This window comes from Mariniflexile sp. HNIBRBA6329, from assembly GCF_043558645.1.
Classification (GTDB): Bacteria; Bacteroidota; Bacteroidia; order Flavobacteriales; family Flavobacteriaceae; genus Mariniflexile.
The window spans coordinates 92973-106170 of sequence record NZ_JBIFXS010000004.1; the positions used below are offsets into that span (position 1 = coordinate 92973).

At 31.8% G+C, this 13198-nt stretch carries 20 protein-coding genes; 17 read left to right on the forward strand and 3 right to left on the reverse strand.

The features are described from left to right. Positions 1 to 280: 280 nt before the first annotated feature. The 16 genes from ACGK9U_RS07015 (at position 281) to ACGK9U_RS07090 (ending at position 9088) form a co-directional block, all read left to right on the forward strand. Positions 281 to 544, forward strand: a complete 264-nt coding sequence (locus ACGK9U_RS07015) for a hypothetical protein (protein ID WP_394465655.1) — start codon at positions 281 to 283, stop codon at positions 542 to 544. A 164-nt stretch (positions 545 to 708) separates the two neighbouring features. Next, positions 709 to 915 (forward strand): hypothetical protein, encoded by a 207-nt coding sequence (locus ACGK9U_RS07020; protein WP_394465656.1) that lies wholly within the window; start codon positions 709 to 711, stop codon positions 913 to 915. Positions 916 to 933: 18 nt separating this feature from the next. After that, positions 934 to 1119, forward strand: coding sequence for a CsbD family protein (locus ACGK9U_RS07025; RefSeq protein ID WP_394465657.1), 186 nt, complete (start codon positions 934 to 936; stop codon positions 1117 to 1119). Positions 1120 to 1232: 113 nt separating this feature from the next. After that, a complete protein-coding gene (locus ACGK9U_RS07030; RefSeq protein WP_394465658.1) occupies positions 1233 to 2345 on the forward strand; it encodes an AI-2E family transporter in 1113 nt (370 codons plus the stop codon). A 68-nt stretch (positions 2346 to 2413) separates the two neighbouring features. Next, positions 2414 to 2977 carry a helix-turn-helix domain-containing protein gene (locus tag ACGK9U_RS07035; protein ID WP_394465659.1) on the forward strand — a complete coding sequence of 188 codons (564 nt, stop codon included), beginning with the start codon at positions 2414 to 2416 and terminating at the stop codon, positions 2975 to 2977. A gap of 21 nt (positions 2978 to 2998) precedes the next feature. Next, complete coding sequence (locus ACGK9U_RS07040) at positions 2999 to 3445, forward strand: response regulator (protein WP_394465660.1); 447 nt, start codon at positions 2999 to 3001, stop codon at positions 3443 to 3445. Continuing rightward, positions 3445 to 5229, forward strand: coding sequence for a CHASE3 domain-containing protein (locus ACGK9U_RS07045; RefSeq protein WP_394465661.1), 1785 nt, complete (start codon positions 3445 to 3447; stop codon positions 5227 to 5229). The genes ACGK9U_RS07040 and ACGK9U_RS07045 overlap by 1 nt, the downstream gene beginning before the upstream one ends. A 185-nt stretch (positions 5230 to 5414) precedes the next feature. Then, positions 5415 to 5981, forward strand: coding sequence for a DUF4142 domain-containing protein (locus tag ACGK9U_RS07050; RefSeq protein ID WP_394465662.1), 567 nt, complete (start codon positions 5415 to 5417; stop codon positions 5979 to 5981). Between the two features lie 21 nt (positions 5982 to 6002). Continuing rightward, positions 6003 to 6419, forward strand: a complete 417-nt coding sequence (locus ACGK9U_RS07055) for a hypothetical protein (RefSeq protein WP_394465663.1) — start codon at positions 6003 to 6005, stop codon at positions 6417 to 6419. Between the two features lie 26 nt (positions 6420 to 6445). Then, complete coding sequence (locus ACGK9U_RS07060; RefSeq protein ID WP_394465664.1) at positions 6446 to 6598, forward strand: lmo0937 family membrane protein; 153 nt, start codon at positions 6446 to 6448, stop codon at positions 6596 to 6598. A gap of 80 nt (positions 6599 to 6678) precedes the next feature. Further along, positions 6679 to 6939 (forward strand): YtxH domain-containing protein, encoded by a 261-nt coding sequence (locus ACGK9U_RS07065; protein ID WP_394465665.1) that lies wholly within the window; start codon positions 6679 to 6681, stop codon positions 6937 to 6939. Between the two features lie 19 nt (positions 6940 to 6958). Next, entirely contained in the window at positions 6959 to 7369 is a 411-nt protein-coding gene (locus tag ACGK9U_RS07070) for a hypothetical protein (RefSeq protein WP_394465666.1), read from the forward strand. Then, positions 7356 to 7700: a hypothetical protein gene (locus tag ACGK9U_RS07075; RefSeq protein ID WP_394465667.1), complete on the forward strand. Its 345-nt coding sequence runs from the start codon at positions 7356 to 7358 to the stop codon at positions 7698 to 7700. The genes ACGK9U_RS07070 and ACGK9U_RS07075 overlap by 14 nt, the downstream gene beginning before the upstream one ends. A gap of 22 nt (positions 7701 to 7722) precedes the next feature. Next, on the forward strand, positions 7723 to 8385 hold the full coding sequence (locus ACGK9U_RS07080; RefSeq protein WP_394465668.1) for a hypothetical protein: 663 nt from the start codon (positions 7723 to 7725) through the stop codon (positions 8383 to 8385). 34 nt (positions 8386 to 8419) lie between these two features. Beyond that, entirely contained in the window at positions 8420 to 8911 is a 492-nt protein-coding gene (locus ACGK9U_RS07085) for a hypothetical protein (protein ID WP_394465669.1), read from the forward strand. Between the two features lie 33 nt (positions 8912 to 8944). Continuing rightward, positions 8945 to 9088 carry a hypothetical protein gene (locus ACGK9U_RS07090; RefSeq protein WP_394465670.1) on the forward strand — a complete coding sequence of 48 codons (144 nt, stop codon included), beginning with the start codon at positions 8945 to 8947 and terminating at the stop codon, positions 9086 to 9088. Positions 9089 to 9157: 69 nt separating this feature from the next. Here the strand turns inward: ACGK9U_RS07090 and ACGK9U_RS07095 are convergent, their stop codons facing one another. After that, entirely contained in the window at positions 9158 to 10342 is a 1185-nt protein-coding gene (locus ACGK9U_RS07095) for a pyridoxal phosphate-dependent aminotransferase (RefSeq protein ID WP_394465671.1), read from the reverse strand. Positions 10343 to 10361: 19 nt separating this feature from the next. Further along, positions 10362 to 11462: a fatty acid desaturase family protein gene (locus ACGK9U_RS07100; protein ID WP_394465672.1), complete on the reverse strand. Its 1101-nt coding sequence runs from the start codon at positions 11460 to 11462 to the stop codon at positions 10362 to 10364. Positions 11463 to 11603: 141 nt separating this feature from the next. On the opposite strand from ACGK9U_RS07100, the gene rsmG reads away from it, so the two are divergent. Continuing rightward, the gene (gene rsmG, locus ACGK9U_RS07105; RefSeq protein WP_394465673.1) at positions 11604 to 12233 is read left to right on the forward strand and encodes a 16S rRNA (guanine(527)-N(7))-methyltransferase RsmG; all 630 of its coding nucleotides are present in this window, start codon (positions 11604 to 11606) and stop codon (positions 12231 to 12233) included. An 8-nt stretch (positions 12234 to 12241) separates the two neighbouring features. Here the strand turns inward: rsmG and ACGK9U_RS07110 are convergent, their stop codons facing one another. Beyond that, positions 12242 to 13195 (reverse strand): tetratricopeptide repeat protein, encoded by a 954-nt coding sequence (locus ACGK9U_RS07110; RefSeq protein ID WP_394465674.1) that lies wholly within the window; start codon positions 13193 to 13195, stop codon positions 12242 to 12244. Between the last annotated feature and the right edge of the window lie 3 nt (positions 13196 to 13198).

Genomic DNA, 13198 nt, shown 5'->3' on the forward strand with positions numbered 1-13198 from the left:
CTATAAGTTTACCTTGAGAGCAGTCGAAAGGTTACTAGTTTTAGCTCGCTGAGCCTACTCGCCAAAAGCCATCCTCTTCTATCGCTAACACACTTGTAAAGCAGGGTAGTTTCCCATGAATTGAGCTAAACAATAATATTTCTTAAATTATTCCAAAACCAACTTTTCAACATATAAATTCCCGTCAGCCTTTGTAACATTTCAATAAAATACAATACTAATAGTTAAAAGCAGCTTTTTAAAAAAATCAATTAGTATTCATTTTTAAAACTTAGAAATTATGGGTGGAGAAGGTGCAATGATGGCTGCAAATAACTCGCTAAAAAACAACCGTAGCCTTTTGGCAAAAAGAAAAGAAACCAAAACTTTGGAAGGGAGTTATTCAAATATTGAGTTAAAGGAATTTCCAAAAGCCACAGCAGAACAATTAGAGGAAATTAGAGAACGTCTTCAAATTAAAAACAAACAAAACAGGATTCGGCAAATAATAGCCACTATAATTATGCTGTTTACTTTAATTGCCTTTTTATTATACATATCATAAATAATCTAAAGCCACTTTACTCAAGTGGTTTTTTTATACCAAAACACTCACCTTATTAAAATTCTATAACAAACTGTAAGAATTGTGTAACAGTAAACCTTAGCTATCACTCTATCTTTGTGTCAAAGAGTAAAGTGCTCTTGCAACCAGTTAACTATAAAGCTATGAATAAGAGTGTAAAATCAATTTTAATGATAGTAGGTATTGTGTTGTTGTGTTATGGCATTTATAATATGATTATTCCAGAAACAAAAATAAGTATTGGAGATTTAGATCTTGTAGAGGCACAAGATAACACCAACGCATATATAACTATTGGTTTGGGACTTGTGGCGCTACTTATTAGCTTTTTAGCTGGTAAAAAAGTTTAATAATAAAAATTTAAAATTATGAATAGTGCAGAAATAAAAGGAAACTGGAACGAGCTAAAAGGAAAATTAAAACAAAAATATGCCACATTAACGGACGATGATTTGCTTTTAGCAGAAGGAAAGCAAGACGAGTTGGTTGGTAGATTACAAGAAAAACTTGGAAAAACAAAAGAGGAAATACACAAAATTATTTCTGATTTGTAGAAAATATATACTGCTTAGAGTAGTTACACGAAATGGTTGTTTGGTTGGTTAATGAAATCATGTTTTTGTAATCTCTAAGCAGTTTTCTATTTTTATTGAAATATAACAGAAGTATGAATGCAAAAAACCATGTAAGCCACAGTGCATTTAGTTTATTATCACTAATTGCGGTGGTTTTTGTTTTATACATATTAAAGCCATTTATAGTACCCATATTGTTCGCTATTATACTTAGCGTTATGATATTCCCCATCCAAAGGTTTCTTGAAAAACGATGGCGTTGTAATAGGCTATTTGCAACAGTTACGTCTTTAATAACCTTGTTTATTTTAACAGCGCTACTTTTCTTTTTAATTAGCACACGGTTAATGTATTTTATGGATAATAGTGAAATTTACTCGCAAAAGTTGGGCGAACTATTTCACAAATCAGTAAACAGTTTAGAACACACATTCAATATAGGCAACAACAGGCTTTTTTCTGAACAGGAGTTTAAAGCAGAAAACATAATTAAAGATAATTTAGATAAAATAGGACTTCTTTTAACCGAGTCCAGTAGCCTTTTAAGTGATTTGGTGTTAATACCCATCTACATATTTTTCTTTCTCTATTATAGAAGTTTTTTTAGAACCTTTATTTATAAAGCATTCAAATCAAAATCAAAATCATTTATAAATAGCATTTTAAAGAAGATATATGAAATACAACAAAACTACTTGTTGGGTCTAATAAAGGTCATCATTATAGTTGGTTGTTTAAATAGTATAGGCTTGCTAATTTTAGGTATAGGCAATCCGTTTTTCTTTGGGTTTTTGGCAGCCATTTTATTGTTAATTCCGTATATAGGAGTAATAATAGGGTCGTTATTGCCAGCTATATTAGCTTTGGCAACTAAAGATTCGGCATGGTATGCCTTTGGTGTTATCGCTATTTTTGGATTCATTCAATTTTTAGAAGGCAATTTTATAACCCCAAAAATTACCGGATCTAAAGTAAGCGTAAATGCCTTTGTTGTTATTACATCGTTGGTGCTGTTTTCCATGCTTTGGGGCATCACAGGGATGATTTTAGCCTTACCAATTACAGCAACCTTAAAAATATTATTTGATAATACGCCAGGATATGAAGCTTATGGATTCCTTATTGGCGAACCCGTAAATAAACACCTTCACAGTAGGGCACGCATGCGTTTAAAAAAATGGAAGCGTATTAGAAAAGCAAAATAGGTTGTGGTTTGAAATAAATTGAGGTTTAAACAAAATCCTTTCTTAACTTTACAATAATTATAAGCTATATGACATTATTTATAAAGTTCGACTTTAACACCGTTTGTAAAAAAGTTTTAGAAACAAAACTTGATGCCCTTAATATAAAGTATCGCATTTTGGCTTTTGGAGAAGTTGAGTTGCTAGAAAAAGTTCCATCAGAAACTTACCAAATTTTAAACAATTCGTTAAACGACTTCGGAATTGAAATAGTTGAAAACCAAAAAAGTATCTTAGTACAAAAAATTAAAGATGTTATTATTGATATGGTTTTTAATGAAGATTCGGAAGTAAACGTTAAAAGTTCTGTGTATTTATCTGAAAAATTAGGACATAGTTACGGCTATCTATCCAACCTGTTTTCTGAGGTGACTTATACATCCATCGAAAATTTCATAATCATTCAAAAAATAGAATATACCAAGCAATTACTATTAACTACCGATTTAAGTTTAACCGAGATAGCCTTTAAGCTAAATTATTCCAGCGTTGCACATTTAAGTACGCAATTTAAAAATGCTACAGGTATTACACCATCTGCTTTTCAACGCATTATTTCTAAACGTCGAACCATAGCCCAACAAAAAAAATAATAGTATTTACAAAATATTAATATGCCAAACGATTATATACATATCATTCTTGCTGATGATGACGAAGACGACAGACTATTTTTCACCGATGCTTTTGATGAATTAAATATGAATACCAAAGTGAATACTTTTAACGATGGGGTAGAACTTATGGACTATTTAAAAAGCGATGATGTTATATTGCCAAACGTGCTTTTTTTGGATTTGAACATGCCCAAAAAGTCTGGAATAGAATGTTTAAACGAAATTAAAGCCCATAACAAAATGTCTGATATTGCCATTGCCATTTATTCCACATCAGCATCCGAAGAAGATATTGAAGAAACCTTTGTGTTAGGGGCCAATATTTACATAAAAAAGCCAAGTAGTTTTAAAGAGCTTAAAAAAGTCTTATCAGAAGTGGTGTCTATTAATTGGCAATACCATACCAACGGTTTAGATAAAGATAATTTTTTAATGAGGCTGTGATGAACAAACTGGTATTTACAAAATCGGCTTTATTTTTAAGAATCGTTTTTCTAGTCAGCGTATTTCTTATTTTAGTAATAGGTGGTTTTACATACCGGCATATTTCTAATTTAACAAACTCTACCAAACAAGTTGTTAGTACTTATAAAGTTAATGTAGAGTTAGAGCAAGTTATTTCATACTTAAAAGATGCCGAAAACGGTCATAGGAATTATATTTTAACTAAAGACACTACACATTTAGACCCCTATTTAACTGCCCGAGAAAATGTTAATGAATCGTTTGCGGAATTAAAAGAAATAGCGAGCCATAGTAAGGTTCAAGAAGAAAATTTAAAAATATTAAGCAGATATATTGATAATTTGTTTAGAAATTTTACACAAACTAATGCGTTTGTTGAAAACAAACTTACGTTAACCGAAGAATTTAAATCTAATTTTTTTGAAGAAAAAATAATTATGGATTCTATTAGGCAGAAAGTTAACGAGATGATTGAAATTGAAAATCAGGAACTTAAAGAACGCCAAAAACAGTACCAAAGTAATTTGCAATTTACCCCCTTGTTCTTGTATTTATTGCTTTTGTTCACATTGGTGCTAATCATAATTTCATATAATAGAATAAGTAATGATTTTAAAAATATTAAACTATTTAATAACCAACTGTCAATATTTAAAGAAGCTACAATTCAATTAGAAAGTATTGGAAAGCATGGTAATTGGGTATGGCATGTAGACACAAATACTTTTACGTTTTCAGATAATCTGTATCGGGTTTTAGGTGAAAACCCAGGTGCTTTTAAATCTACTTTAAAAAACTTTATGGAGTTTGTTCATCCAGACGATAAGCAAAAGTTTGCTTTAGATATAGATGAAATGATGAAAACAGAAGATTTGCCTTTTACATACTTTAGAATTATTAAAAAAGACGGTACGGTAAGACATTTAAAAGGCTATGGTAAATTATTGGTGAATTCAGACGGAGATAAACGAGTTGTTGGTAATATAACTGATATTTCAGATGAAATTGAAAATTATTTAACACTTGAAGAGCGTAATTTGGAACTCGAAAAAAACAACGCCGAACTTTCAGAATTCAATTATGTTGCCAGTCATGATTTGCAAGAACCGCTCCGGAAAATACAAACGTTTATATCTAGGTTGGAAGAAAAAGAAGCGAAAAACTTTTCTAGTTCGGGAGTTCAATACCTTGAACGCATCAATGCAGCTGCCACCAGAATGCGTTTGTTAATAGACGATTTGCTTCAGTTTTCAAGAACCAACAAACCCGACAAAGAATTTGTTGAAACCAATTTAAATGAACTACTGGAAAATGCAAAACAAGATGTGGCAGAGACCATTGCGGAAAAAGATGCTTTAATTACAAGTGATGAGCTGCCTACACTATCTGTAATACCTTTTCAAATACACCAATTGTTTTTAAACTTATTAAGCAATTCGTTAAAATACAGTAAAAATGATGTGGTGCCAATCATTAAGGTTATGTATTCAAAAGTCAATTCTAAAGATCATTCAAATTTGGTAAATGTACCAAAAAGCCATTATCATAAAATAACATTTTCAGATAATGGCATCGGTTTCGAACCAAAATATGCCGAACAAATATTCGAATTGTTTAATAGACTTCATAACAAACAAGATTATTCAGGAACAGGAGTTGGGCTTTCAATCTGTAAAAAAATTGTAGATAACCACAACGGTATTATTATAGCCAATGGCGAACCGCAAGTAGGTGCTGTATTCACCATTTATCTCCCTGTATAAGCAGTTTAAGCATTCAAAATAGTTTTATAAAAAGGCTCTAAAGTAAAAAATACTTTGGGGCTTTTTTATGCGGAAAATATGATTTTTTTTGGCATGTGTTGAAATTCTATAACAAACACAAAAAATACTGTAACACAAAATATTAAAGAGGGTTGCATCTTTGTAATGTAGTAAAACAATAGCAAGTGACAATTAATAAAAACATAATAAAGCACTTAGTACTCACACTAATTATAACAGTAGGTGTCAGCTTTATTTCTTGCGATTTTGATAGAGAAGAAAACGACAACAATTTATTCAATAGTGAAATTGTAAACGATAGAGTAAAAACCAATATAGAAGAAGCTAAAGTGCTTTCAGACATAGTTGTTTTAAACAAAACTATAATTGGTTTGAGTCAACTATCAGCAGAAAGAAGTACAATTTATAGTGTAAAAACCATATCAAATAAGCTAATAAAAGATAATACAGAAATTAATAAAAGCTTAAATGATTTAGCCTATAAAAAATTAATACTGCTACCAAATAGTTTAGATAAAAAGGAAATTAAGGAACTAAATGAAATTGATAAAACTGATTTTTCTAAAGCATATCTAAGTAAAGTAAAGGAACTGTTAGAAAGTGAAATCATGCAATTGGAATATTTATCGAACATAACAAGCGATATAGATTTTAAAGTGCTAGCAGCAAAAATATTAGTAAAGTTAGATTATAACTTAAATCAAATAAACAAAATAATTAAAAAGAATTAGTAATAGTTAAAAACAAGTATTATGAAAAAAGCAATCATAGCAACAGGTATAGTGGCGTCAAGTATGCTTTACAATAATACGGCTGAAGCAAAAATCAGTAACAGTAATAGCTATACAACAGCATCATATCAATGGACTATAGAAACGGAGTTTGATGTTTTTACAGGAACCTGTGAAAGCATAAATAAAGTAAATGAAGAAATAGCTCATGTTGCAAAAGGAGAAAAAATTCTTAAAAAAAATATTACACCCATGCCATTTATAGATAATGCTTTGGAAGCAGGCGAAAAGATATATACATGGAATGTTGTAACCAATAATGGACATTCTACAGGTGTATCAACAAGCTTAGAAGAAGCACAAAGAATAGTGAATTCATTTGTTAAAGTTGGTGTAGTAAAATCAAGTATTGTGGAATCGTTTAAAACATTAAAATAATTATTAACCATTAAAAAAATAATATTATGAGAAGTTTATTATATCTAGTAGCAGTAGTGCTTGTAATAGGTTGGGCTTTAGGGTTCTTTGTTTACAGTGCAGGAGGATTAATTCACATTTTATTAGTAATAGCTGTAGTAGCCATTTTACTAAGATTAATAGGCGGTAAGGGCATTTAGCTTATGCCTAAAATTAAAACAACAAAAACACCATCATACGAAGGGAAATTAACAATAGAAAAAAACAAAAAATTTAAATTATGAAATCAAGTGTATTAGGAGTATTAGCAGGAATTGCAACAGGCGCAGTATTAGGTGTGCTATTTGCGCCAGATAAAGGATCAAAAACCAGAAAAAAAATAAAGAACAAAACTGTAGAAGCTAAAGAAAGCTTAAAAGAAGAGTTCGATAACTTTTTAGATACCGTATCAAAAAAATACGACTCAGTGGTTAAGAATGGGGAGGAAATTTTAGAAAAAGGAAAAAAAGAAGTTAAGAAAACAGTGAATGAGAAACTGTAAATTTTAAAAATTAAAAAGAATGAATAACCCAGGGAATATGGCAGAAAGTATTGATATGCTTTATGAAAAGGCCAAAAAGTACACCGAAATAAGTGCTGAATTACTCGCACTAAAAGCAGTTGATAAAACGGCCGATGTACTTTCATCCTTAACATCTATAGTGCTTGTTGTTATAGTTGTAGCCATGTTTACGCTATTTGTTAATATAGGTTTAAGCCTATTTATAGGTAATCTATTAGATGAATATTATTTAGGGTTTTTTATAGTGTCTGGGTTTTATTTGATATTGGCTTTAGTGCTTTATAAGTTTAAGGACAAACTTATTGAAACACCCGTAGCCAACTTAATAATTGCAAAATTATTAAAATCTAAAAATTCCGATTTTAATATTCCAGACATCCTTAAAGAAAACGATCATGAAGAAGCCTAAAAATCAGATTGAGTTATTAAATGATGCTATGCTGCTTCTTGAGGAAAGGAGACGGGAGGAATATGAAGAATTAAAACTTCAATTTTATGAAACTTCCGAAAATTTTAGACCCATAAACATATTCAACCAAGCTGTAAAAGATTTTAGAGAGGGGACAGAAGTAAAGACAAATCTTTTTGAAACCATATTAAGTATTACAGGTGGGTATTTTTCAAAAAAAATACTCGTAGGCAAATCAAATTCTTTAGTGAAAAAGATTTTAGGATATGCTATGCAGTATACAGTAACCAATTTTATTTCAAAAAAAGTAAGTACAGATAAAGAAAAATAAATTAAAAAAAAAAATAAAGAAAATGAAAACACTAAAAAGAACATTAGTAATGGTAGCTGCATCCGTAATGTTTGTGGCATGTACCGATAGCCAAAAAGAACTGGCTCAACAAAAAGTAGATAGATATGAACAATATATTGATTCCGTAAGCAGTGTAGCGGCCGATAAAGCAGCAGAAAACTGGGAAGCTATTGAAGCAAATTACCTGGAAATGAAAGCGGAAACAAATAGCGCGGTTGCATCTGTTGAAGAAAATGCCGACTTACAAATGTCCATAGACGAATCTACTGTAAAATACGAAACGTATAAAGCAGAAGTAATTGCAGAAAACGAAAGAAAGCAAGCTGAAGCATCTAAGGTGATGATGCGTAAATCATTACTTGGCGGTCAATATACAGGAGGCGATATGAAGTTTGAATGGATTAACAAAGACAATATTTTAAGTGTTTACCAAAATTTTGTTGATACCGTTGCTAAAAATAAAGATTCGTATTCTCGAGAAGATTGGGATGAAATCAAATTGCTTTATGAAGCTATAGACACCAGAAAAAATACCGTTGAAAAAGAAGGCCTGTCGAGTGCTGATAATAGAAAAATTGCCGGTTTAAAATTGAAATTCGCACCTATGTACACATTTAACAGGATGGGTGCCAAATCGGAAGAAAATGCCGATGCAAAAAAATAATCATTAGTAAATAAATAACTTAAAAATCAAAAAAATGAAAACATATTTAATAACAGGTATTTTAGTATTAATAGCAAGTGTATCAATGAATGCACAAGACATTTCGAAAAACGCATTGGGATTGCGATTAGGTGATAGCGATGGTTTTGGAGGCGAAATATCCTACCAAGCGCGTTTAGCTCCAGATCGTAGGTTAGAATTAGACTTAGGTTGGAGAGATGGTAAATACTATGATGGTTTTAAGCTAGCAGCATTACACCAATGGGTTTGGAATATAGATGGAGGTTTTAATTGGTACGCTGGTGTTGGTGGTGGTTTAGGATCTTATAGTTTTAACAATAATAATGGAAATGATTATACCGATACGTTTGCCTTTGCAGCAGGTGATATTGGTATAGAATACAATTTTGATATTCCTTTATTGATTTCGTTAGACTTTAGACCAGAAATAGGTTTTGGTAATGAGGTTTATGATAATAACGATCTAGATTTTGATATTGCTTTAGGTATTAGATATCAGTTTTAATAAGGTCTCTAATTAACTTAAAAAAACAAAAAGATGAAAAAATTAGTATATACATTTTTACTTTTGGTTACAGTGGGGCTTGTTTTTACAAGTTGTAGAGAGAAAAAGACACCTGGAGAAAAAATTCAAGATGGTGTGGAAGAAGTAGGAGATGGAATTGAAGACGCTGTAAATTAGTAATATTAAGCAAAACAAAAAAAGACTGCCCAAAAGCAGTCTTTTTTTATATTTATAAAAGCGAAGTTTTTAACTTACAGCCACTTTAATACGTTTAATAGCTTCAATAATTTGTTCTTGTGAAGCCGCATATGAAATTCTAATACAATCTGGATTTCCAAACGATTCACCATCAACAGTTGCAACTAAAGCTTCAGCTAATAGAAACATTGAAAAATCGGAAGCATTATTAATAGTGTGTCCTTTTATGGTTTTTCCAAAGAAATAAGAAATGTTAGGGAATACATAAAAAGCACCTTCAGGAACGTTTGTTTTAAAACCTTCAATCTCACCTAATAGGCTTAAAATTAAATCACGACGAACTTTAAACTCATCAATCATGTATTGTACACGACTTGGCGATTCGTTAAGCGCAGTAATAGTAGCACGTTGTGCAATACAGTTAGCACCACTTGTAATTTGACCTTGCATTTTGTTGCATGCGCGAGCAATTTTTTCAGGAGCACCAATATATCCAATACGCCATCCAGTCATAGCAAACGCTTTCGATACACCGTTTACAGTAATGGTTCTGTCGTACATATCTTCAAATTGAGCCATACTTGCATGACCGCCAACATAGTTTATGTGTTCATAAATTTCATCAGAAACTATGTAGATATTAGGGTATTTCACCAAAACATCAGCTAAACCGCGTAATTCTTCTTTACTATAAATAGAGCCACTTGGGTTACAAGGCGAACTAAACCAAATCATTTTTGTTTTTGGTGTAATAGCCGCTTCTAACTGTGCAGGTGTCATTTTAAAATCGGTATCAATGCTTGTTTTAACTTCAACAGGAATACCATCGTTTAATTTTACCAAATCGGCATAACTAACCCAGTAAGGACAAGGCATAATAACTTCATCGCCTTTGTTGGTCATAACCGCAGCAATATTTGCTAACGATTGTTTTGCGCCTGTAGAAACTACAATTTGGTTTGGCGTGTAAGTTAAGCCGTTATCACGCTTAAACTTAGTGATGATAGCTTGTTTTAAATCGCCATACCCATCAACAGGTGAGTACGAATTGTAATTGTCGTTAATTGCTTGAATAGCGGCATCTTTAATAAAGTCAGGTGTATTAAAATCTGGTTCACCCAAACTTAACCCAATAATGTCTTTGCCTTCTTCTTTTAACTCTCTTGCTTTTGCAGCCATAGCTAACGTAGCAGACTGAGCCATGTTTAAAATTCTATCGGATAGTAATTGCATTTAAAATAAATAATAATTGTTAGACGTGTAAAGCTGGTTTCATTCCCATTTCTTTTAAATGCTTGAAATGGGCAATAATGGCTTTACGGGTAGTTTTATATTCGTTATAAGGTAAGTTGAATTCTTTAGCGGTTTCCTTAACTATTTTTGAAATTTTAGTATAATGGATATGGCTAATATGTGGAAAAATATGGTGTTCTACTTGGTGGTTCAATCCGCCAGTAAACCAATTTACTATTTTGCTTTTAGTACTAAAATTAATCGTGGTTTTAAGTTGATGAACAGCCCATGTGTTTTTCATGGTGCCATCCTTTTCAGGTAGAGGCATTTCAGCATCTTCCATAACGTGTGCTAATTGAAACACTACGCTTAAAATTAAACCAGCAGTATAATGCATCACAAAAAAGCCAATTAAAATTTTCCACCAAGCAATATCTAAAATCAGCATAGGAAGCACAATCCAAACAGCTACATAAATCACTTTAGAGATAACCAATTTACTCCAATTTAAAACGGGGTTTGGGAATTTTCCATAAGATAATTTACGTTTCATATAACGGCGCATTTGCTGAAAATCGGTAGTAATAGCCCAATTAATAGTTAATAATCCGTATAGTAAAACTGAATAATACTGTTGAAATTTATGGTACCAACGCCATTCGGAATGTTCGGTAAAACGCATGATACGACCTGCTTCTAAGTCTTCGTCATGCCCATGAATGTTCGTGTATGTATGGTGTAAAACATTGTGTTGTACTTTCCAGTTATAAACATTACCGGCAAGAATGTAAATACTGCTTCCCATTAAACGGTTTATCCATTCCTTATTGGAAAAAGAGCCGTGGTTGCCATCATGCATTACGTTCATGCCTACTCCTGCCATACCAACTCCCATTACTATGGTCAATAGCAACTGTGCCCAACCAGGTATGTTTAAAGTTAAAAGTAAAAAATAAGGCGTTAAAAATAGAGAGAACATAACAATGGTTTTTGCCCATAGTTTCCAGTTTCCTGTTCTTTTTATGTCGTTATCTTTAAAGTAATCGTTCACACGCTTGTTAAGTGTTCTAAAGAACTTTGCAGAATCTGTTCTCGAAAACGAAAGAGTTTGTTTTGTCATGCTATTAATTTAATGATTGTAAATAATTAGTTGGCTATATTAAATACGGTGCAAAGATAGGCATAAACCAACTTAAGTAATAACGTTTTTTTGTAAAAATATGTATTTAAAAAGTATATTTTTGTTGAAAATTTAACAAGAATGGAGCTGATACTAAAATACTTTACTAATCTTACAGACGACCAAATAAATAAATTCAAACAATTGGAAGCACTTTATCAAGATTGGAATTTGAAAATAAACGTGGTTTCTCGTAAGGACATTGATGAGCTTTATTTGCGCCATGTTTTGCACTCATTGGGTATAGCTAAAGTGATGGCGTTTAAAGATGGTAGTAAAATTTTAGATGTTGGTACAGGTGGTGGTTTTCCAGGAATTCCATTGGCTATTTTGTTTCCAAATTGCTCGTTTCATTTGGTGGATAGCATTGCTAAAAAGTTAAAAGTAGTTGATGAGGTTGTACAAGGTTTAGGGTTAACCAATGTAAAAACAACGCACAGTCGTGTTGAGGAAATTAATGACACGTTCGATTTTATAGTAAGTCGCGCCGTAGCCATTATGCCAACATTTGTGCATTGGGTAAAAGGAAAAATTGCCAAAGAACAAAGAAACACCCTGAAAAATGGTATTTTATATCTAAAAGGAGGCGATTTAAGTGAGGAATTACAGGATTACAAAACAGCAACCATTTATAATTTAAGCGATTTTTATACTGAAGACTTCTACGAAACCAAAAAAGTAGTGCATTTACCGTTAAAGTATAGAGGCTAAAATTTTAATTATAAGGAAGATAATCCTTTGAAATTATCCTTGAAAAAGAAAGATTGGTTTTGGTACCAATAGGTATTTTTAAAAGCTTCGATGTTTGCTTCATTTTCACTTGGTACTATAATGGATCTAGCTTTTTGAAAGAATAATTTAGCATTAGCCATATCGTTCATTTTATAATAGGTTAAAGCTAGACCAAGTAGGGCATCAAAATCTAAAGCATCGAAATCTAAAGCGGAATTAAAATCTGATACAGCATTCAAATATTTACCTAAAAGTAACTGGGAAGCACCTCTGTAAAAATACGCATAACTATTGTTTTCATTCAACTTTAATGCGAATGTAAGATCTTGATATGCTTTTTCGTAATAGTTGATGTCCATATAAAAAACACCTCTTTTGTAGTAAGAATCAGAACTGGGGTCTGCCAAAATAGCAAAAGAATAGTCTTGTAAAGCCAATGGATATTTTTCTAAAGCAACATAAGCTGATGCTCTTAGTAAATACGTTTTGGGTTCTCTAGGAGCCTTGTTTATAACCAATGAGAAGTCTTTTATGGCGGCTTCATAATCGCCTAAATCGTACTTTACGCAACCTAAACTGTAAAGGGCATCAATAAAATTTGGGTCTAAATTATAGGCGTTTTGGTAATCTTCTTGTGCGCCAACTAGGTCTTTTAAACTATATCTAGAATTTCCTCTGTTGTAGTAAGTGTCGGCATCAGGTTGTAAAAGGATTATTTTAGAATAATCTACAATAGCGCCCGAATAATCACCTAAATCGTTTTTAGCAATGCCCCTGTAAAAATAAGCATCAAGGTTTTTAGGTTCCAACTCTATCACTTTGGTGTAAAGTTCTATTTTTTCGCTTAAATTGGTTGTTTTGGTAGCTTGTCTAAAAAACTTGTTGGCTTGCCCAAAAGAGATTAAAGGAAATAAAATTGCAATAAGCACAAACTTCTTCATAGA